This is a genomic window from Paenibacillus sp. YSY-4.3 (genome assembly GCF_054767475.1).
This window is the reverse complement of the sequence record NZ_BAABMC010000006.1, coordinates 121,470-142,194: the sequence shown is the minus strand read 5'-3', so window position 1 is coordinate 142,194 and position 20,725 is coordinate 121,470. Positions and strand designations below refer to the sequence as shown.

The 20,725-nt window shown below is 41.0% G+C and carries 19 protein-coding genes and 1 riboswitch; of the genes, 4 read left to right on the top strand and 15 right to left on the bottom strand.

Translation table 11 applies throughout. The features are described 5' to 3' along the window. Positions 1–964 precede the first annotated feature (964 nt). The 5 genes from ACYUJT_RS18910 to ACYUJT_RS18890 form a co-directional block, all read right to left on the bottom strand. Positions 965–2,155 carry a NupC/NupG family nucleoside CNT transporter gene (locus ACYUJT_RS18910; RefSeq protein ID WP_460325109.1) on the bottom strand — a complete coding sequence of 397 codons (1,191 nt, stop codon included), beginning with the start codon at positions 2,153–2,155 and terminating at the stop codon, positions 965–967. Positions 2,156–2,538: 383 nt separating this feature from the next. Beyond that, complete coding sequence (locus tag ACYUJT_RS18905; RefSeq protein ID WP_460325107.1) at positions 2,539–2,853, bottom strand: hypothetical protein; 315 nt, start codon at positions 2,851–2,853, stop codon at positions 2,539–2,541. A 30-nt stretch (positions 2,854–2,883) separates the two neighbouring features. After that, positions 2,884–3,066 carry an aspartyl-phosphate phosphatase Spo0E family protein gene (locus ACYUJT_RS18900; RefSeq protein ID WP_460325105.1) on the bottom strand — a complete coding sequence of 61 codons (183 nt, stop codon included), beginning with the start codon at positions 3,064–3,066 and terminating at the stop codon, positions 2,884–2,886. A gap of 228 nt (positions 3,067–3,294) precedes the next feature. Continuing rightward, positions 3,295–4,161 carry a formylglycine-generating enzyme family protein gene (locus tag ACYUJT_RS18895; protein ID WP_460325103.1) on the bottom strand — a complete coding sequence of 289 codons (867 nt, stop codon included), beginning with the start codon at positions 4,159–4,161 and terminating at the stop codon, positions 3,295–3,297. A 204-nt stretch (positions 4,162–4,365) separates the two neighbouring features. Then, complete coding sequence (locus tag ACYUJT_RS18890; protein WP_460325101.1) at positions 4,366–5,001, bottom strand: glycoside hydrolase family 11 protein; 636 nt, start codon at positions 4,999–5,001, stop codon at positions 4,366–4,368. Between the two features lie 673 nt (positions 5,002–5,674). On the opposite strand from ACYUJT_RS18890, the gene ACYUJT_RS18885 reads away from it, so the two are divergent. Beyond that, positions 5,675–6,598, top strand: coding sequence for a GNAT family N-acetyltransferase (locus ACYUJT_RS18885; RefSeq protein ID WP_460325099.1), 924 nt, complete (start codon positions 5,675–5,677; stop codon positions 6,596–6,598). Between the two features lie 355 nt (positions 6,599–6,953). Here ACYUJT_RS18885 and ACYUJT_RS18880 read toward each other — a convergent pair whose 3' ends face one another. The 5 genes from ACYUJT_RS18880 to ACYUJT_RS18860 form a co-directional block, all read right to left on the bottom strand. After that, positions 6,954–7,523: a GNAT family N-acetyltransferase gene (locus ACYUJT_RS18880; RefSeq protein ID WP_460325097.1), complete on the bottom strand. Its 570-nt coding sequence runs from the start codon at positions 7,521–7,523 to the stop codon at positions 6,954–6,956. 496 nt (positions 7,524–8,019) lie between these two features. Beyond that, a complete protein-coding gene (locus tag ACYUJT_RS18875; protein ID WP_460325095.1) occupies positions 8,020–8,487 on the bottom strand; it encodes a GNAT family N-acetyltransferase in 468 nt (155 codons plus the stop codon). Positions 8,488–8,532: 45 nt separating this feature from the next. Beyond that, positions 8,533–9,126, bottom strand: a complete 594-nt coding sequence (locus ACYUJT_RS18870; RefSeq protein ID WP_460325092.1) for a DJ-1/PfpI family protein — start codon at positions 9,124–9,126, stop codon at positions 8,533–8,535. A gap of 57 nt (positions 9,127–9,183) precedes the next feature. Beyond that, positions 9,184–9,264, bottom strand: a riboswitch (ZMP/ZTP riboswitch). A gap of 581 nt (positions 9,265–9,845) precedes the next feature. Continuing rightward, a complete protein-coding gene (locus ACYUJT_RS18865) occupies positions 9,846–12,113 on the bottom strand; it encodes an ATP-binding cassette domain-containing protein (protein ID WP_460325090.1) in 2,268 nt (755 codons plus the stop codon). Between the two features lie 48 nt (positions 12,114–12,161). After that, complete coding sequence (locus tag ACYUJT_RS18860; protein WP_460325088.1) at positions 12,162–13,157, bottom strand: tRNA dihydrouridine synthase; 996 nt, start codon at positions 13,155–13,157, stop codon at positions 12,162–12,164. Between the two features lie 282 nt (positions 13,158–13,439). Here ACYUJT_RS18860 and nhaC point away from each other — a divergent pair, with 282 nt between their 5' ends. Then, complete coding sequence (gene nhaC, locus ACYUJT_RS18855) at positions 13,440–14,816, top strand: Na+/H+ antiporter NhaC (RefSeq protein WP_460325086.1); 1,377 nt, start codon at positions 13,440–13,442, stop codon at positions 14,814–14,816. A gap of 79 nt (positions 14,817–14,895) precedes the next feature. On the opposite strand, the gene ACYUJT_RS18850 is transcribed toward nhaC, so the two are convergent. Beyond that, positions 14,896–15,693 carry a sensor domain-containing protein gene (locus tag ACYUJT_RS18850; protein WP_460325084.1) on the bottom strand — a complete coding sequence of 266 codons (798 nt, stop codon included), beginning with the start codon at positions 15,691–15,693 and terminating at the stop codon, positions 14,896–14,898. A gap of 334 nt (positions 15,694–16,027) precedes the next feature. Here ACYUJT_RS18850 and ACYUJT_RS18845 point away from each other — a divergent pair, with 334 nt between their 5' ends. Then, positions 16,028–17,005, top strand: coding sequence for a phosphotransferase enzyme family protein (locus tag ACYUJT_RS18845; protein ID WP_460325082.1), 978 nt, complete (start codon positions 16,028–16,030; stop codon positions 17,003–17,005). A gap of 179 nt (positions 17,006–17,184) precedes the next feature. Here ACYUJT_RS18845 and ACYUJT_RS18840 read toward each other — a convergent pair whose 3' ends face one another. After that, on the bottom strand, positions 17,185–17,556 hold the full coding sequence (locus ACYUJT_RS18840; RefSeq protein ID WP_460325080.1) for a DoxX family protein: 372 nt from the start codon (positions 17,554–17,556) through the stop codon (positions 17,185–17,187). Between the two features lie 17 nt (positions 17,557–17,573). After that, complete coding sequence (locus ACYUJT_RS18835) at positions 17,574–18,617, bottom strand: LLM class flavin-dependent oxidoreductase (RefSeq protein WP_460325078.1); 1,044 nt, start codon at positions 18,615–18,617, stop codon at positions 17,574–17,576. A 194-nt stretch (positions 18,618–18,811) separates the two neighbouring features. Here ACYUJT_RS18835 and ACYUJT_RS18830 point away from each other — a divergent pair, with 194 nt between their 5' ends. Then, the gene (locus ACYUJT_RS18830; RefSeq protein WP_460325076.1) at positions 18,812–19,363 is read left to right on the top strand and encodes a TetR/AcrR family transcriptional regulator; all 552 of its coding nucleotides are present in this window, start codon (positions 18,812–18,814) and stop codon (positions 19,361–19,363) included. A gap of 102 nt (positions 19,364–19,465) precedes the next feature. On the opposite strand, the gene ACYUJT_RS18825 is transcribed toward ACYUJT_RS18830, so the two are convergent. Both ACYUJT_RS18825 and ACYUJT_RS18820 read right to left on the bottom strand, forming a co-directional pair. Beyond that, positions 19,466–20,062: a chloramphenicol phosphotransferase CPT family protein gene (locus tag ACYUJT_RS18825; RefSeq protein ID WP_460325400.1), complete on the bottom strand. Its 597-nt coding sequence runs from the start codon at positions 20,060–20,062 to the stop codon at positions 19,466–19,468. 271 nt (positions 20,063–20,333) lie between these two features. Next, positions 20,334–20,600, bottom strand: coding sequence for a DUF695 domain-containing protein (locus tag ACYUJT_RS18820; protein ID WP_460325074.1), 267 nt, complete (start codon positions 20,598–20,600; stop codon positions 20,334–20,336). Positions 20,601–20,725 lie beyond the last annotated feature (125 nt).

The window sequence follows — 20,725 nt, the reverse complement described above, 5'->3', positions numbered from 1 at the left end:
AACGTTAGAATAGCCGCATATACAATCGTTAGAATTTCAAAAAAACAAATAAGCCGCGAATTAACGGCGATGGCAACCGTTAGAACTAAAGGGTCTTATCCACTTTGTCATACTGCGCGCGATCTGGCCTCGGAGCTCGCCTTGGCTACCTAATCGATCTCCAAAAACGTAAAGAATACTACTATTCGGTGAAAATATCTACTTTTAGTCGTGGCTAGGAACTTTTAAGCGCTGTAGTTGACGTAAGAACATAGTGTAAAAATTAAATTAGAGGTTTCGCCCCGTAATGTATGCAAAAGGCGCCACAACCTAATGGTTGCAGTGCTTCTTTATTATGGTGCCTAACAGCACCTCTTGTTAAGCAAGTTATTTACGACGCATATGCAGGTTCGAGAACTGATAACGATATGCAATCACTCAACATGAAAGAAGAATTTTCAACAAGTATTACACGTCTTCCAAGCCCTCGTTCACGTCCATATAGATCATTCTGCTGACTCTGCTTTGTTCTCATTGCTATTCTTAATATGTATTCGATATTTCGAATATAATAAGCCGATTTACCGCTAGACGGTAAAATAAATATGAATTTTCATATATATTTACAGATTTTCTCTTCTTGAGCGAGTTTATATATGAATATTCGAGTAGAATTGTTGGAGAGGCATTCTTCCCTTTGTGTAAATGGGGTGAAGCCCAAGCCCTCTACAATAGAGGCTAGGCTTTATCCTACATTAATTTCTGCGCACCAAAAAAGATGCACAATGGCATCTCTTTTTGGAATAAGTAAAAAGCGTGCGGGATAATCCCAAGCGACCTATGGCGACAGAGAAGCCAGATGATCTTGAGATTGCAATTGAACGAATCGTCTTTCCTCTGAAGTAAGAAGCGGGAATGCAATTTCGATCAGGCCGATGAAGCAGCATGATTCGTCGTTCGAGTTCTACCTAAAAGTTACGATTCCTTACAAGAACAGACCCGCAATCGTGGCCGATAGCACGCTGACCAACGTGGCCCCGTACAGCAAGCGAATGCCGAAGCGGGCGACTGTATTCCCCTGCTCTTCATGCAGCCCCTTCACAGCCCCGGAAATGATGCCGATCGACGAAAAGTTCGCGAACGAGACCAAGAAGACGGATACGATACCAATCGTTCGTGCAGATAATGCACCTTCCTTCGTCATGGTCGACAGATCAAGCATCGCCACGAATTCATTGGCCACCATTTTCGTTGCCATGATGTTGCCGGCTTCGACGGCTTCCTTCCAAGGCACACCCATAAGGAATGCGAACGGTGAAAAAATATAACCCAAAATTTGCTGGAACGTAATACCGAACAAACTCCCGAACAAGCCGTTAATTAAGGCAATTAGGGCGACAAAGCCGATTAGCATCGCGGCGACCGTAATCGCCACCCTGAACCCGTCCATAATATATTCGCCCAACATCTCGAAGAAGGATTGCTTACGCTCTTTCTGAACCTCAAGAATGTCCTCTTCCTTCGATACCCTATACGGATTCAGAATCGATGCGATAATAAAACCGCCAAACAGGTTCAATACAAGCGCCGTGACGACATATCTCGGCTCGATCATCGTCATGTACGCCCCAACTATGGACATGGAGACCGTCGACATAGCGGAAGCGCACAGCGTATACAGACGACGCTCCGGCAACATCCCAATCTGCTTCTTCACAGAAATAAATACTTCAGATTGCCCCAAAATCGCGGAAGCAACCGCATTATACGATTCCAGCTTGCCCATGCCGTTCACGTAGCTAAGCGCAAGTCCGATATATCTAATGATAAACGGTAAGATCCTCAGATATTGCAAAATGCCTATCAACGCTGAAATAACCACAATCGGCATCAGAACCATCAGAAAAAACTGCGAGGTCGTGCCCTCATTCATGATTCCGCCAAATACAAAATTAACCCCTTCTGCCGCGTAGGCCAGCAGCGCTTCGAACACAGAAGTAAATCCCCGGATCAATGTCTCGCCCAGCGTCGTGTTCAACAATAAAAACGCCAGGACAATCTGTAAAATAATCATTTGCGCCAGCGGCCGATAGCGGATACGGCTCCGGTCATTACTCGCAAAATAGGTCATTGCGAATACGGCCAGCAATCCGGCAATAGCAATTATATATTTCATCTCAAGTCCCTCCTTGCTCTGCTTCTGAGCCCTTCCTATATGCTTTGCATTTTCAACGCGATTAATGGCACATCGTTATTATTAGCTTGTCCATTCCATCTATATTCGATCAGGTTTGAAAAAATTTCACAAATTTGCCTATGACTCCGCAGCTAAGGCCTCGCCAATCCGGCGGAGTCCATGTCTTTTATAATATGCCTATCCGTAACGATAAATAACATTACCCTTCCCCCTACCTTCTCAGACAGTTTTAATGTCAAAACATAAAGTGGATAATACATTGATTGTTTTTCAATGAAAAAGTATATAAAAAAGAACGCCAAGTTAAAGGCGCTCCCTAAATTTCATTATATGTCCGCACAGTTTGCTCTCTGTATCGGATGTTACCCTCCTAGCATTGTCTTCGGTTTGTCGGTAGCGGAAATAGGATCGTCTAACAATGCAAAAGCAAGCTGTACTCCGTCTCTCAGCCCCTGTATATATAAGTGCTCATTTTCTACTCCCCGTTTGAAGTGATGCTTGTCTTCCCAATTCATAAACCCCGGAATCTTCGTTCGATCCACACCAGAAAACATAGCCTCAAGGGCCGATCTTTCCTCGGAACGTAGCTTGCACAGCTCAGGATGACGTTCAATTTGAGTCATAACCTGCTCCAGCTTTTCCTGAATCGCATTTTGAAACCATGACGGCAAATCCACCGTTGATTAACCCCCTCTAAATATTTGAGCTTATCTTGAACGCCGTTTAAATCCAGCCCTTTTGTGCATCTTGACAATCAGCTCATCCACTCTTCGGCTTTGATCTTGCAGCGCATCGTTTTCGTGCAGCGGAATTCCATCCGCCAAAGATTCGTTCCCTAGTTGATTTAACTTTTGTTTTTCCATTTCAAATAATTTAATCCACTCTTTCATCCATTCATCTCCTTATTTAAATCAAGACGATGATTATAACAGTTTGTGCGAACCCTTAGTTCTTATTATGGAGGAGTTTATAGTTGATTTTAATGAGTTTTAGGGGTATTTTTTTAGCTAGTTTTAAGGGTATGTTCTATAATATTTCCGAATAAAATCTAAAGACGCTCAGATCCGACCGCCGAGCGTCTTTATTATTTTACCGATATCAACATATGTTCTTCTCACTTACTCGCTGCGAACTACGCGGAAACCTTGATCCGGGCCAAAGCCATTGGCCTCAAACTTGCCTCGAAAAGATATCTCGTTGTTCCTGACGTCGCCAATCCAACCGCCGCCCTTCACGACCCGGAAAGCACCGCCGCTTATACTACTATCCAAGTCTTCCCCATACCAGTCCCAGCACCATTCTCTTACATTACCTGACATATCGTAAAGTCCTAGCTCGTTAGGTTTCTGGGCACCGACGGATTTTGTTGTATTACGGTTGCTTTCGATTTTAGGCCAGTTCCAATCTCCGGATAAGTATTTCTCCCCAGCATTCCTCCAATACCATGCAACCTCATCTGCGTCATTGTTTCCGCTGTAGGTGTAGCCCTTGCTCTCCTGGCCGCCACTTGCAGCGTATTCCCACTCGGCTTCGGTCGGCAATCGGTATCCATTAGCTCCCTCATTAATCGTTACTGTCCATTTTAAATTATCGTGCTCGCTCTCATTATTCCGATCTTTCTTATTTTTGTTTATATTGTAGTACGGCTTTAAGCCTTCTTTGATACTGCGTTGATTACAGTACTCGACAGCGTCATACCAGCTTATCGTCTCTACCGGCAAATCATCGCCTCGGAATCCCGAGGGATTGCTTCCCATAACCTCCATCCACTCTTTTTGAGTTACCTCATATTTACCGATATAAAAGTTCGATATAGTTACACTTTTTCCGTAATAGTTAGAGTTTTTGTTCATCATCGTCCCACCCTGGACGAACACAAGGTTTTCGTTCTTTACAGGCATTGCGCTTTGTACAGGCTTTTCCTGCGAACAAGCGCTGACAACAAATATATTGGCCATTAATAGTAATATTAATAATTTTCTCATGGATATATCTCCTTCAGAGTACGTATGTTAATTCTTGAAAGATCATATTTCAGCAGTACATAGGTAAGTATCCTGTATTGGAAATATATAAGGCCGCCGGTTGGTGTGACCGGCGGGCCTTAGCATTATTCAATGATAAGAAGACTTTCTCAATATTCTGGAAGTTTGGCGCTTACTAGTTTTTGATTTGTTACCACACTGCTATTACCACACCGTTACGTTAGAGCTTCCGCTGCTTTGATAGCCTTCTGTCGCTAGCACCTGGTAAGACCAGTTGCTTCCCAGATTCATTCCGTATTTCTTCCATGCGTTAACATGGTTGCTAAACGTGATAGCAACGTTGCTTCCAGTCGGTCTCTTCGACTGTCTTACACTCCAGAACTGCTGGAAGGTTTGCGTGCCATCGATGGAAGGTGCGTTGTATCGCATAGACGTGTATACGTCATATGTGCCTCCATCGCTAGTCACGGTACCTTTATACGTTCCGGTAGGTCGATAAGTCCCCCAACTATCCACAACGTAGTATTCGATAAGCGAGTTTCTTGTCCATCCATACAACGTCAAGTAGCCATTGCCAGACGGCGCCCAGACACCGGCATTGTAGTTGATTACCCTATTTGCTGACCCCGTATTCCAGCCTTTGCCGACAACAAAATTCCCGGTGTTCGACCATGTCACACTGTAATTACCGCCGGATCCATTGACCGCATTTACTGTTCCGCCGCCATCGGTCCAATTTTGCCAATAGTCCGTCGCTGCATTTGAAATTGCTGCAAACATCCCGAAACTCATGGAAGCCGCAAGAACTGCCGTCAATACTTTCTTCTTGAACTTAAACATCATACCTACCTCCCAATATATTTTTTGTCACTACTTACCTACACACTACTTGTCCGTTGTTTTTCCTTGCTGCACATAACTTAACTGTGCCCAATATTCTGCTAAACTTCTTTCTATCACCTCCTGACTAGTAAATTATAGAATGTAAGCGTATACATAACTATTACGAAATTAAAGGTTTATCCTTGCTTTTTTTACATATTTTTGGGTGTGTAGGGAGGTAGGTTATTATGGGGAACCCCTGTAGTAACTCTATAACGCAAAAAAAGCCGCCCCATATAGGGCGGCATTGCTATTATACTTGATTACGATTCGGTTCTTTGAGTTCAATCCCAATCCCACTATAAGCTTAGAAATAAGAAGTAATCCCATGCACCAGCTTGTTTCTCATTACTAGGAATAAATCTAGCGCCATTTTCACCTCGGATTCGATATCAAAAGCTTCTTGCATTGCAGAGAACAGTCCCCCTAATGTCTTCTTCTCCCAGCCTTTGAAACAATGCAACTGCGTTTGAACAATATTACATACAGATGGAGAAAATAATTATAGTTATAAATTATCTTTGATAGTTATTGAAGGTATGTTACCGTGGATGGTAATAAAATCCAAGGGGAACTCGCATATCTAGCCCATTAAACTGCGAAGTCCCCCTACTCTGAGAGGGGTATTATTTTGAGCCAATCATCAACAGAAACTTTCATTCGTAACTTCGAAAATAGAGACATGCCTTTGCTTGGCGAGTTGTACCAATCAGTAATAGTAAAAGAAAATGCAATATTTTGGTGGATAGGGGACGAAGATAATTGGGGAAATGTTTACTGTGCATTTGAAGATGGGAAAATGGTTGCCAAGGGGCAAGTTAGCATTATTAACGTTGTACCTCCCGGTCGTTCAAAAGAGAACAATCACTCCATATACGTCAATCTTAAAACTATTCCCGAAAGAGAAAATGACATTGTTTTACTCGACAATGTCTATCAGTATCTTTTCATAAGAGCAAATCAATTAAAGGAAACATTGCCTAAAGAATATGGAACAATGCTTTGTGTTGGTAACGATTCAGCGGAAACAGCAAACAATCAGTTTTTTATTCAAAAAGGATACCTTCATCTGAATAGTTTGTATCGTATGAATCGAGATTTGAATGAACCGATTCCTGAGTTAAAGCCACAAGAAGAGTTTCAATTCTCATACTGGAAGATGGAGACATCTGACGAAGAAAAGGATTACCTTGATATAGATGCTGAAATTTGGCCTGACACCCCAATAGGTCTTAATCGGCTATCTGAAAACAAAAATAACAAGCTATGGACGTCCATGATCATATGTCAATCAGACACTATTATTGGCGGACTGATGACATGGCAAGAAGCAGAGCACGGTGTAATAGAGGATGTTTTTGTCCGCGAACCATGGAGAAAACGCGGCATTGCCAAGTATTTACTTACACAAGCTCTGAAATATCTCAAAGCTAATCAGTTGCAATCCGCTAGCCTCATGGTTTTAACAACAAATAAATCCGCCTTGGCTTTATACGAATCGGTTGGCTTCTGCGCGGATAAAGAAGAAGTAAGGTACTTTACAGAGCTAAATTAGGCGACACAAAAAGAGGGGTTGGAGTTCTAGGCCCCTCTTCTCCAGCGAGGATATCACGCACCCTGTTCGATTGTACTCCCCTTCCTATAACCACCTACTCGGAAAACATGGGTTCTCACCGTCCACGTCCAGAAAAAATAGATTATTCTGCTAGATACGCTCATTTTTCGTTGCTCTTGTGGATATGTATTCGATATTTCGATCATAATAAGCCTAATTACCGCTAAGTGATCGAATAAATATGAATTTTCATATATATTTACCGATTTTCTCTTCCTGAGCGAGTTTATATATCAATATTCGAATAGAATAAGCTGCACTATGAACGATTTCCTATTGTGCAGTCCTCTTTTCATCATTTCACATATTCTTCTTTTAAAATACTGTATATTTCTAAATCGACAATTCCCTTTCCTGCCCATAATGCAGCTTGTCTAAGCATTCCTTCTTTGATGAAGCCGTTTTTCAATAGTACCTTCTTAGAATTTTCATTGAGAGGCATCACTTCTGCCTGAACTCTGTTGACGTTGACTTCCACGAACAAGAAATTGAGCAAAATTTTCACCGCTTCCGAAGCGATACCTTTTCCCCAATGGGATTCAGCTAAAAAGTAGCCAATCGTCACCATGTTCACTTTTTGATTAAAGTCGGCAGCTTCAATTATTCCAAGCAAACGATCCGGTTGAGGATTGGCGAATATCCCCCACTTCACCCTTGACCTTTTATTATAATCTCTCTCAAAATGGCCAATCATATTTTTTACAGTCTTTTTATTGTGTTTGGGTAGAATGCCGCAGTAATTAAACACCTTGTCATTGTCATAGATTTCAAATACTTCGTCTAAATGATCATCTTCAATCTTTTTCAACATGAAACCATCTGATTTCAGGTTAGGAAACTGTTCAAAAACTGCTTCTATGTTCATTCCGTCACCGCTCCATGTATTCTTTTTTTATTGAAAGTCTTTAAACTCCAGCTCATCCCCAGTCCACAATGCCTATTGGGGTCCCAATAATAATCACGTTCCTTCCATACGGTTCATCCTAGTTTATCCCAAGCAACACGAGTATCCTAACAGCTTCCGACATGTCTATGTACGCCACTTCATGTTCATGGAAGTTGCTTAGTAGTTATCCTATTTTCTTTCTATTGTAACCCTGCAGAGAAGATAACTCTTCTTGCTTATTGCTGAAGTGTAATGAGAAATTGCTATTTTCCATAGGCTATTTCTATTATCCAATTACAATTGCAACTGGAGTCACCGACTATAGACGCCAGCCAATATATCTAAACTACCAAAATTATACACCAAAGATGGAAAGTATAGATTATATTTTAATTCCCGAACCCTTCTGCTTAGACTTAAAAAAGCACAACCCCATTGGATTGTGCTGAACTCGTATCCCAAATGCTTGTTATATTTAGCGAACCAATGTCTTTACGAATGTAACTCTATGGTAATCAGAAATAAAGAAATCCTTTTCGTAGTTAACCATATCAAAACCAATATTTTGATAGAACGATAAGGTTGTTCCGTTGTCCACATGACCCAAAGTATAAAGCATAACCTCATTACTGCCTAAATCCGTAATTTTATTGCATATTGTATGGATTAATTGTTGTCCGATTCCTTGTCGTTGATAGCCCTTCTTCACAGCCACTCCGACGATTTCAAAACGACCTGCATCCTCATGATATATATAACCTGCATGACCTATAACTTTATCTTTACCGTCAACGGCTACATAATAACCATCATTCTGAGTTTCTTCCTTCGATTTTAAAAATTTCGACCAACGTGCAGGGTATTTCTCAATAATGAACTTAGGAAACTGTAGAGGATGACCTGCCATAATTTCTTCAACATCAGTTTGGTCTTTTTGTTCCAACGATCGAATATGCACCTTTAAGTTCCCCCAAATATCCAATTATCTTTAAACAATATGGTCTGAATCTAATTTACCTGATGGATAGTACGGATAATCCATCTTCTCTTGAACTTGTCGAACCACTTCCTCGTTTGTGAGCGATTCAATGACATACAGTCCCAGGTCAATTGAAGCGGATACTCCGCCGCCTGTAAAGATGTTTCCATCCCGTACAAAACGCTCCTTAACAACTTCGGAGCAATAAGGGGCCAATAGCTCGTAAGCAGATGGGTTCGTTGTTGCTTTTTTGCCATTTAGAAATCCTGCCGCCCCCAGAATCAAAGCCCCCGTACAAACGGACACTTTGTATTCTACATCTCGGGCAGTCTGAATCCATGATATAAAATCCGTATCATATCTTAGTTGCCTTGTAGATAACCCTCCGGGGATAAATATCAAATCATAGCCTGATAGGTCAGGGGAAACATGATTTACTTTTACAGTTAATCCTCGGTCATCTTTAATTTCTTCCTTATTCGAACAAAAATCCCATGTCACATTTTCTTTAGTTTGCAGAATCCCCATCCATGTTACTGCTTCATAAAAACCGACAAAATCAAGTGTGGTCATCTTGTCAAACAGAATAAAAGCCATTTTCATCATTACGCACCTGACCTTTCATCATGAAATAAAAAAAGCATCTGGTCTACAGACCAAATACTTTGCCCAGGCGTACGGCTTATGATCATATGTGCTCCCTCGTGGTACCCCACGTTTACGCCAGTCACACATACCAATTAATTCCTACTCAATATATATCAAATATTTCTGAATGTTACAACAGTAATTTCCAAGTGTGATTTTTTTGACTGCTCCGATACTTTTTAATATTAAATGAATTATGATACGTTTCACGGCTTTGGAGCTAGAACAATATTGCACTATCCCCACAACTAGACAATAAAGAAAGAGGGTCATGCACCGTGGGCGATTGCACTCCCCTCCCTATGACCTGTTAATTCACTCTGGAAACATGATTTCCATCCCCTCTGATTCTTGTCCAACTAGATCACATTCTGCTGACCGTGCGTGACCTTGTTGCGCTCCTAAGAGTGTATTCGATATTTCGAGTATAATAAGCCGAATTACGGTTAAATGAGCCAATATATATGAATTTTCATATACATATACAGCTTTTCTCTTCCTGGGCGAGTTTATATATGAAAATTCGAATAGAATAAGGTACACAACAAACGACTCCCTACTGTCCCTGGCTTAATCGCATCTTATATGCGGGCATCAGTAAGCATCCGCCCAGGAAGTTGAAAGTTATGGCTGTTCACCTGCGGGCAAAGCTCATGTTCATCAAAGCAGGATAATTAGTTGGAGGTCAACTTTAACCATTTCGCTGTCAATGTTTTTGCATGCAACATCTCTTCTGGTATTCCTTCGAATATAATATGTCCCCCTTGTTTCCCTCCTCCTGGACCCAGTTCGATGACCCAGTCGCTCGCCGCTATAAAATCTAGATTATGTTCGATGATGATCACGGAATTGCCTCTGTTTACAAGCGTTTGAAATACGTCTAGAAGTTTTCCATTATCTTTCGTGTGCAGTCCTAAGGATGGCTCGTCCAATAGGTAGATCTGGCCTTCTTTTTGCAAGTGGCTGGCAAGTTTCAGACGTTGGATTTCCCCTCCGCTTAGCGAGCTTGTCGTCTGTCCTAAGGTTAGATACCCTAATCCTACGTCTCTTAGCGTATTCACTCTTTTTATGATCTTTGGCATCTGAAAGTAGGTCATAGCCTCATCGATCGTTAAACCTAAAATTTCTACAATATTTTTATCTTGATATCGATATGACAGTGCCTCGTCTGAATATCTCGTACCGGCACATGCTTCACAAGGGATCGTCACCGGATCTGCAAATGCAACGTCTGGCGTGATCACTCCTTTTCCTTCGCAGACAGGACATGCTCCTAAGGAATTAAAGCTGAATAAACCGGCTGGTCGTCCTGTTTCCTTCGAAAATATGGAGCGAATATCATCCATGATTCCCATATAGGTAGCTAGTGTCGAACGGCTAGAAATTCCTATACTACCTTGCCCTACCATGATCGTTTCTGGATAACTTTCCGCGAATGCTTCCAGCATTAAGGAGCTTTTACCTGATCCAGATACTCCACATATAGCGACCAAGACATTTTTAGGAATGTTTACGCTTATATTTTTTAAGTTATTGTGACTTGCATTTTTTATTGTAAAATGACCTTTTATATCTCTTGGATTTTTGTTTATGTTTAGGCTGTAATTTAGGATGGTAGCAGCGGGAGAGTTTTTTAGTCCTTCTAATTCCCCTTGATAGATCACTTCTCCTCCATGTACACCTGCTCCTGGTCCCATCTCTATGATTTCATCTGCTGCTTTAATTACGGATAGATCGTGCTCAATGACGATTACAGTATTATGTTGTTCTTTAAGACTTTGCAGCATCTGTATTAACATGTCCACTTCTTCTGGATGAAGTCCTGCACTCGGTTCGTCGAATATGTATGTGATATTGTTCAGACTGCTCCCTAAATGTCGAGCGATTTTTACTCTTTGCGCTTCGCCGCCGGACAGAGTGCCCATTTTTCTGGAAAGGCTCAAATAACCTAATCCCATGTCTACTAGTTGTTGGATCAGTGGAATCGCTTGGAGTGCGATCGATGCTCCCATAGGTCCCTTGATGTTCTTTAGTTCCTCAAGTAATTCTGTCAGCTCTAATTGGTCGTATTCTGCTATATTTAAACCTTTTATTTTACATTCCAACACCTTTGGGTTCAGGCCAGAACCTTGGCAGGTTGGGCACAATGCATGTGTGGATACAGCCAAGACGTCATCTTGGGACACTTCTTTTAACTTTGTGACATCTCTATTAATATAAAGCCGCATAAATCTGGGCAATAGCCCGTCCCACTCATGAGGTTGAGGTCCGTTCTTCGTGTGAAACGGTGCGAAGACTTTTTCGCCTTCCGGGGGACCGTATAATAGCAGGCGGAGTTCTTCTTCGGAGTAGTCCTTAATGGGTTTATCCGGATCGAACAATCCGCCGGTCATCATCCATCTGCCTTGCCAACCGGAAGGTGATAATGGCTTAAATTTCACGGCATAATCTCGAAGCGACTTATCGTAATCGATCATCTTATTGATGTCGGGTGTAATGACCTCCCCGAATCCACCACATTGCGGACATCTGCCAAAGGAGCTTTGACTTGAAAAATCACTAGCAGAGCCTATGGCTGGCTCTCCTATTCTTGAGAACAAAAGTCTAATCAATGGATGGATATCCATAAAGGTGCCGACGGTTGAGCGTGAATTGCCCCCTATAGGCCTTTGTTCCACAACTACAACCGGGCTTAAGTTTTGCATCAGATCGGCTTGAGGTCTTTCATACCTTGGCATTTGATTTCTGACATAGAGGGGATAGTTCAAGGTCATTTGTCTTCTGCTTTCCGTTGCTAATGTATCAAATACAACAGAACTCTTGCCTGAGCCTGACAGACCCGTAAATACGGTGATTTTTTCTTTTGGAATGTTTAAATCTATATTTTTCAGATTATTTTCTTTAAGCCCTCTTAAAATGATCTCATCTTTTATTTCTGACATTTTACCATCCCTTCTATGCCGTATATATTTCACCCATTGTCCTTCTGATCAGTATGAACCTCCACATTCTTTTTCAAAGTTATCAAGCAGTGCCCGCACTTCATCCGTTGACTTGGTGCTCATCATTTGATGCCTTAATTCACTAGCCCCGCGAAAGCCCTTGACATATACTTTGAAGAAACGCTGAAGCCCTGACATGGCACGTGGCAGCTCTTCGATATATTGATCATGAAGATCCAAATGCAGCTTTAGAAGGTCCAGGTATTCTTTCGGGCTATGCTCTTTGGGTTCTTTTTCAAAAGCGAACGGATTGCTGAATATTCCCCGCCCAATCATAACGCCATCTACACCGTATTGCTCCGCAAGCTTCAGCCCTGTTTCACGGTCAGGAATATCTCCGTTAATGGTTAGAAGGGTATTGGGTGCTACTTCATCGCGTAATGCTTTAATTTCCGGAATCAGCTCCCAATGCGCATCCACTTGGCTCATTTCTTTCCTTGTTCGCAAATGAATAGAAAGGTTCGCAATATCCTGTTTTAATATATGCGTTAGCCACTCACGCCACTCGTCTACCTCCTCGAATCCAAGCCTTGTTTTCACACTTACAGGCAGTCCTCCCGCTTTTGCTGCTTGGATAATTTCTGCGGCAACATCAGGGCGAAGAATAAGGCCGCTGCCCTTCCCTCTCGATGCCACATTTGGAACAGGGCAGCCCATATTGATGTCTATGCCTTTAAACCCCATCTCTGCCATCCCGATACTCATTTGACGGAAATATTCGGGCTTATCTCCCCAAATATGTGCAACCATAGGCTGTTCATCTTCTGTAAATATCAAACGTCCACGCACACTTTTGTGCCCATCTGGGTGACAATAACTCTCCGTGTTTGCAAACTCTGTAAAAAAAACATCAGGTCTGCCTGCTTTACTCACCACATGACGAAACACTACATCGGTCACATCTTCCATTGGAGCAAGCACAAAAAAGGGTCGTGGTAAATCACGCCAAAAGTTATTTATCAAATCAAATTCAAATCCTTTCATTATATAGAAACGACATCAAACTCTCGTCCATTATTCTTAAGTATACTGTTCCACATCTTTTACACTTATAACATGCCTCATCACTTATGATCAACCAGAAGTGCTCAGGGATACATTATGGAATGTATTTTTTAACATTGACTCGATCTCAGCTTATCGTTTATAGTACCTACGTGCTTCAATGCGAAAAAGCCCAAAAGCATAAAAGTAAAAAGGCGATAAAAGGCGGATGGGGACACATATCTTCAACCGCTAACCTCATTTATAAGGAGCTCCAGCATCATGGACCGACGGCTTAGTTTTTTACAAAGTATTAGTCTTATCGTTTTCATTCTTGCATTTCTGTTTGTTTCGATCTTTATATTCAAGGCAGAGCCTCATATCCCGCTTCTGGGCGCAACGATCGGCACTGCCGCCATATTACACTTATACGGATTTTCCTGGAGGAAGCTTGAATCCTCTATCATTCAAGGCATACAATCCGCGATTATGCCGATCTTGATTCTTTCGCTTATTGGAATATTAATTGCCGTTTGGATGATGAGCGGAACCGTGCCGACCATACTGTATTATGGACTGGATTATATTGAACCGCATTATTTTGCAGTGAGCGCGTTATATGTCACCATCATTGTATCGATGTTCACCGGCAGCTCGTTCACCACAGTCAGCACGGTCGGTGTCGCCTTGATGGGAATTGCCATGACAACGGGAATTTCACTTCCTCTGGCAGCGGGGGCAATTGTCTCAGGCGCCTGTTTTGGGGATAAAATGTCTCCGCTGTCCGATACGACGAATTTTGCACCTGCAGTAGCCGGGATCTCTTTATATACACATATTCGTAATATGATGTATACAACGGTGCCCGCGTTAATTTTCACAACGATATTATTTCTTCTGATCCCGACAACCGGGTCTATTGATTTGAGCTCTATTCAGTCCATCAAGGAATCATTGCAAAGGGGGTTTCATCTTCACTGGTTAACGCTGCTGTCACCCCTTGCGGTCATTGCATGTTCCGCAAAGCGTATACCGATCCTTCCCACATTAATAGTAGGCATTGTTACTGGACTTTTGATAACGGCATTTGTTCAACAGCAAACCTCGATAGGTAGCTGGTTCAGTGTGATGCAGGGCGGTTACAAGAGTACCATCATGAATGAGACTGTAGCTGAGATCGTGAACCGAGGCGGCCTGCAATCGATGATGTGGTCGGTGTCCCTGATCCTGATTGCTTTATCATTAGGCGGATTGCTGCAGCACTGTGGAGTCATCGAAGCCTTGTTCCGTAAATGGATTGAGCCACTAAAACGGCGCAGCAGCATTGTTCTTATGACGGGCGCATCATCGATCGCCGTTAACGGCATGACAGGGGAGCAGTATTTATCCATTCTGCTGCCGGGCCAAATGTTTAAGGATGAGTATACCCGTAGACAAATTCCGGCCAAAACCCTGTCACGAACCCTGGAGGATTGCGGAACACTCGTCAACCCTCTGATTCCATGGGGCGTCAGCGGAGCTTTTTTCGCTGCGACCCTTGGAGTTCCGGTTCTTGAATATGCCCCATTCGCTGCATTCCTGTGGTTAAGTCCGATATTCACTTTCGGCTTTGCCTTGATTCCGCAATTACAGCGGAACTCGCTGGGAACAAGTAAGTGATACCAATGAACTGCCCCTGCTGGAGTAGAATAAAAGAAAGAGGGTGCTTAATCACAAGCCCCTCTTTCTTTTTATTGATTTAAAGCTCTCTATAGGCTGGCTGCATGAACTCCGGAGTGGGTTGATCCACCGGGTGTTCAAAATATTGCAACTGAACTGATGCTTGTGTTTGATCTTGCAAAGGCATTGCCGGCTGTGTTCTTTGATAGGGCTCATCTACAAACATGATTCTGCGCTGAACTTGCATGAGCCCATTCACAACGCGAAGCGCGATCCAAAAAAGTACAACTCCCACGCCTACGTAAAACATATATTGCTGATTATAGGTCCAATCGATATGAAAATAACTGAACAAACTATTTTCCAAAATATCAAGCTGCATTTCATTCATCAAAATGATATGCACGACGGGAAGGGCTATAAATCCAAGCCCTAGTGAAATCACAGTTATCATAATGACAAAGAATACAATGCCTGTTACAAATCTCATGGTTACGAGCAGCAGATTTCGAATAAATAACCCACCGTCAAAACCTCTCACCATTCGCATAAACCAGTTCTGCCCAGCATTAGACTGTGGATTGTAGGTATACGAAGCAGGAGCAGCCGGTAAACCTAAAATTTGTCTAATTATGCTTTGTTCAAAACTCACAATCCCATCCAACAGCTTGGCTACTCCAAAAAATAAGGGTATCCCGATAAATAGGGGAATCAAAGCAATTGAAAGAGCGAGCCCCGTTATCGCTACTGTAAAATAGATAATTCCTAAAGGGAGAGATAGCAATAAATAGAGGATCGTTGCATAGGTTTTTGGATTAAAAAGCACCCAATTCACTTTACCTGTCGGCGTTTTGGCATTCACTTCAGTTGCCTTCATATCAAACACTTCCTTTGATTCATAAGTTCACGTTCTAAGTTATGAATCCTATTATAACCGCCTGATTCGCTTGTCATAACCGTCTCAGGGAGTATCTGAACCTAGTCTTTAGGCTAGGATCGATATCTGCTTATATCATCTCATTTATTCTTTGCGAACCGTCAACGTCACTGACTTCAAATAGGATGAGTGCTGCCTATCTAAGATGTGGCTATATTCACCCTTTAAACAAGATCGAAGTAGTCAAAAACAAATATACTTAAACATTACATAATTCCAACAAATAGATGTGTTATCATAATTTTATACAGTTGTAACAAGGAGAGATTTGGAATTGAATAATAATTTGAGTATCGCAAAGGAAGCATTAAATAACTACTCAATAACATGTAGATCAATTGACTTTATTGGACAGAGTGCAAATATTATCTATAAAATAACTGACCTAGAAAACAACTGCTATAGTCTCCGCTTACATATATCAAACAGCGAAACCATCGAAAGTTATTGGACTAAACAAGAAGTAATTCGTTCAGAAATGGTTTGGCTTCACTCCTTAACTTTGGATACAGATTTAACTCTACCTTCACCAATTAAGAATATTCACGGGGAATTCATTACAGATGTAAACAGCACAAAATGCACTTTACTAAAATGGGTGGAAGGTGAGCAGAAACCATTCATTACTACATTAGATGATGCTGGATACGTAGGCGAGATGATAGGTAAATTACATAGACAATCATCGGATTGGAACCCCCCCAGTTTATTTGAACGTCCTACATTTGATGGCTCTCGAATATTGCAATCACTTGAAAAGCTTAAAGAGCAGTCTAATGCAGGATTGCTTAAAGTAGGTGATACTGAGCTACTTCAGAATGCAGGTCAACGTGTAATTAATATGATGAACTCTATCGAGAGAACATCCAGCAATTGGGGCATGATTCATGCGGATTTGATTCCAAGTAATTTTGTGTTTCATGGCAAAGAAGCGAGACCTATCGATTTTGGTGCTTGTGGCTTTGGCTTTTATTTATTTGATCTTGGCTGGACTTTTTCATATATTCATCCTTCATTCAGAAACCAGTTACTTAAATCATATTCTAATTATTATTCGTTACCAGAAAACCATATTGAACTATTAGAAGGTTTTTTTATTGCAGGGCAACTTGAAACAATGAATTTTTGGCTGGGGCTACCAGACTCTCATGAATGGTTACCAAACCATATTGGTAAATTAGCCAATAGAGAAATTAATTGCTATGTAAAGAATGAATCGTTTCTTTTCAATGGTATACCTTATTGGGAATAAAAATTTCTTACACTGTAAAACGCTATTAATCTCTAAGATTAGTAAGTACACAAAAGAGCCATTTAGAGAGGTCTAAATGGCTCTTACGCCTTTACTCTCACCTGTTAAACTGTGCTGAAGAATACCCCTATCATAACCCATTAGCACTAACATTTCTTTTACTTAAGAATGGAAATCATTTACGAAACATAATGAATTAATACAACAAACGATAGAATGGTTAAGAAGATAATCATTGCTGTATCTTTAAAGGAATCCTTAACGCGAATATGTGAAAAGATGCCGCCTACACCTGTAATAGCAAATATAAGTGCACCTGCCGTTGCAAAAGTTGATGCCCAATATCCAGCAATTAAAAGTGCTGCCCCTGCTAGTTCAACAATTCCAGTTACAAATCGAAACCATTGGGGCAATCTTAAATGATTAAATGCTTCCACATGCATTTTGATACCCGTAACTTTTCCAAATCCTGCAAATAGAAACATGATTACAAGGATTCCTTGTAAGATATAAGTTAATATTTCCACGTCACGTCTCACTTCCTTCTTCAATTTCGTGTTACTATACGTTACTTAGATAAAGCCCTGCGTACCATTGGTGCTACTTTGTTCGCCAGTAGATCCATTGCTTTTTCTACCCGAGATAATGGCTGACCCCCCAGATCAAATTGTCCCATGAAGCGTGAATGCCCGAATAGCTTATGCTGATACAAGATTTTCTCTGCTAATTCTTCTGCACTACCGACTGCCAATATTTGTCCTGCTGCTCTCTGGGGCATCAATTCCTCTTCCGTCGTTCGAAATTGTTGACCACGCTCCTTTAAAAAATATCCGAAATATTGATTATAGTGCGAAACAAATTCGGTAATCGCTTGTTCTCCAGTTTGCGCGATATACGAATGCCCCGTCACTGAAACCCTTAGATTGCTTAAATCATGACCTGCTTCTCTTGCAGCTTGCCAATAAAGGTCTACTAATGGCTTGCTGGATTCTGGACGACCGCTTAGCAAGGCAAGTGCCATATTTACTCCAAGTCTTCCTGCACGAATGGCACTTGCAGGTGTGCCTCCCACCCCAATCCAAAGGGGAAGTTTCTTCTGAACGGGTCTAGGTGCTATTTGTGCATTTTGAAGAGAAGAACGAAACTTTCCTTGCCAGCTAACCACTTCCTGCTCTTGCAATTTCATAAACAGATGCAGCTTTTCATCAAACAATTCATCATAATCATCTAGACTTTCTCCAAAGAGAGAGAATGATTCTAAAAATGCCCCACGTCCTACAATAATTTCAGTTCGTCCGTTAGATAATAAATCAAGCGTTGCAAAATCTTCATAGACACGTACTGGATCCGCTGTGCTAATAACGGATAGGGTACTGGTTAGTTTAATATTCTTCGTCTCGCGTGCAATCGCTGCGAGCAGCATGGCATAGGAAGATGTTACAAAATCCAGACGATGATGTTCGCCAACACCAAATATATCGAGGCCTGCTTCATCCGCCATTTTTGCCATTTGAATAATAGCTTCGACTCTGGATTGTGCATTAGGGCTGTTTCCACTTGCATCAGGTATTCGTTCTCCTAATGAATATACTCCGAATTCAAATTCGACCATCCTCTTACCTCCTAGTCAATTTTAAATAATGTGTCCCGAATCATGATTTTTCCTACCCAACAACTTTCGCTTATACAACACTTGTAGTAAAATTAATGTAACAATTTGGATAACTATAAGCAATCGACAGTATTTCAGATCTATCGCTTAACCAACATAATGGTAAAAATGTCAAAAAGGCAGGTGAGAATGTTATGGAAAAACAAATCGACCCCCGTATTCTTCGCACTCGTAAGTTCATTATGGACGCATTTATTGAGTTAACTAAGAAAAAAGATTTTAATAACATCACCATCGGGGATATTACATCTGCTGCAACGGTTAATCGTGCAACATTTTATAATCATTTCATTGACAAATATGACTTGCTTGAGAAAGTGTTAAGTGAAAGCGTGATGAGAGAAGTCCTTCAAGAAGTAAGTATGCATGAGGTCATTAACGAAGAGACGATAACGTCGATTTTCACCTCGATTATTAAGTTCCACACATCGGTTGGCAACCAGTGTCAGCGAAGTTATGAAGCTTTTACACCCCAAATAGAAACGATCTTTAAAAAGGAACTCCAAGCCTTTTTTTCAGAGTGGGCGCAAAGACAATGGTCTAACCAAAATCGAATAGAAATCGAGACTTTTGCGGTGATGTTAAGCTGGTCACTTTATGGGGCTGCAATGTATTGGATGCAAAACCGCACGACAAAACCAGAAGATTACGTAAAGCAAGTATTGCATAACATAAAACTAGAATAATGTAGATGAAGAAAATGCAAATTTATTTATTTGCATGAAAAAAGCATCTACAGCGGCGGTGGCTGTAGATGCTTTTAAGCTAATGATCTGGTTACACACCTTCTATAAAACACTAACATTTCTTTTGCTTAATTTCTTAAATGCGGAGTAATCCTTACCGGACTTAATAAAACTTAATATCTTTTCGGCACATTCTGTTGGATTCAATTCTTCCGTATTTACCTCAAGGTCATATTCATTAAAGCTATATACTTTGTCAAACTGGGAACTTGCTAGTCCAATCTGTCGATCTCCTCTTATTTGTTCTCTTCTAATGAGTTCTTCTTTCGAGCATATGACACCTACAAACAATGTAGGATAATCAAAAAGTACATCAAGATAATCATTAAACCGCTTGTCATTGTCGATTACCGTATCTGCGATTACATTCAACCCCATTTCTGAAAACAGTTTAATTGTCGAATTGTACATTGAGATTATGGGATCAAAAATGATTTGTGCAATAACTTGATCATCTACTTCTCTTGCAGGTTTAAAATCCGGAAATTTTTTATCAATAAAATCATTCAAGTTATGAAAAAAATCATCAATTGATAAATGATGAAAAAGAATCTCTTTCTGATTGATCAGTTCCATAGAAATACTAGTCTTTCCTGAACTTGAAGTTCCGTTCAACAACACAATGAGTCCTTGCTCCAGTCGAATCACCTCACCTATAAGATTTGCGTATTTTCAGATAACGTTATTTTCACAAAATTCACAAAATTACCCAACCCCAGAAGTATTCGATAAACGATTGCAATATCCTGCCAGTTAGTTTAGCGGAAAAATCAACACTAAATGTTAGCAGAGCCTAACTCAAAAAAGCCTGTGGAGAATTAGACCACAGACTTTCACTCGTTAAGCTCTATTTTTAGCCAATACACCCCCGAATTAAGTCCCGCTCCAGACTAATAGTGAGCAGCTCTGGTTACTCCTGCAACTTGAAAAACCTTTTCAATCTTTTTTGAAAACTATCCTTTTCTTCTATTACTTTAGTTTCCCAACCATCATACTCTCCATCATATTCTTGTTTGGTAGTAACTCCATCTTCATTCGGGTCATTTAGTGTAACGCTTAGCCTGTACAAATAGACATACTGTTCGTTTTCACCATTTTTCCAAGGTTCCAAATCCAATAAGAAGGAAGCTGGTTTATTATCTATGACAGAAAAATAAGTATTCCAATTGTCCGACATCTCTGTACCACCTTCTTTTTCATATTATGATGATCTGTTTCGACAAATACCCACCATTTTCCTGCAGAACTGCCAAACCAGAAAATTACGTAAAGCAAATATCTAATCATATTCTACCTAGCAAA

What these genes read in the sequence shown, in the direction of transcription:
- ACYUJT_RS18910 (WP_460325109.1), bottom strand. Translation starts at nt 2,155, where the DNA reads ATGAAATATATAATTGCTATTGCCGGATTGCTGGCCGTATTCGCAATG.
- ACYUJT_RS18900 (WP_460325105.1), bottom strand. Translation starts at nt 3,066, where the DNA reads ATGAAAGAGTGGATTAAATTATTTGAAATGGAAAAACAAAAGTTAAAT.
- ACYUJT_RS18895 (WP_460325103.1), bottom strand. Translation starts at nt 4,161, where the DNA reads ATGAGAAAATTATTAATATTACTATTAATGGCCAATATATTTGTTGTC.
- ACYUJT_RS18890 (WP_460325101.1), bottom strand. Translation starts at nt 5,001, where the DNA reads ATGTTTAAGTTCAAGAAGAAAGTATTGACGGCAGTTCTTGCGGCTTCC.
- ACYUJT_RS18880 (WP_460325097.1), bottom strand. Translation starts at nt 7,523, where the DNA reads ATGAACATAGAAGCAGTTTTTGAACAGTTTCCTAACCTGAAATCAGAT.
- ACYUJT_RS18870 (WP_460325092.1), bottom strand. Translation starts at nt 9,126, where the DNA reads ATGAAAATGGCTTTTATTCTGTTTGACAAGATGACCACACTTGATTTT.
- ACYUJT_RS18865 (WP_460325090.1), bottom strand. Translation starts at nt 12,113, where the DNA reads ATGTCAGAAATAAAAGATGAGATCATTTTAAGAGGGCTTAAAGAAAAT.
- ACYUJT_RS18860 (WP_460325088.1), bottom strand. Translation starts at nt 13,157, where the DNA reads ATGAAAGGATTTGAATTTGATTTGATAAATAACTTTTGGCGTGATTTA.
- nhaC (WP_460325086.1), top strand. Translation starts at nt 13,440, where the DNA reads ATGGACCGACGGCTTAGTTTTTTACAAAGTATTAGTCTTATCGTTTTC.
- ACYUJT_RS18850 (WP_460325084.1), bottom strand. Translation starts at nt 15,693, where the DNA reads ATGAAGGCAACTGAAGTGAATGCCAAAACGCCGACAGGTAAAGTGAAT.
- ACYUJT_RS18835 (WP_460325078.1), bottom strand. Translation starts at nt 18,617, where the DNA reads ATGGTCGAATTTGAATTCGGAGTATATTCATTAGGAGAACGAATACCT.
- ACYUJT_RS18830 (WP_460325076.1), top strand. Translation starts at nt 18,812, where the DNA reads ATGGAAAAACAAATCGACCCCCGTATTCTTCGCACTCGTAAGTTCATT.
- ACYUJT_RS18820 (WP_460325074.1), bottom strand. Translation starts at nt 20,600, where the DNA reads ATGTCGGACAATTGGAATACTTATTTTTCTGTCATAGATAATAAACCA.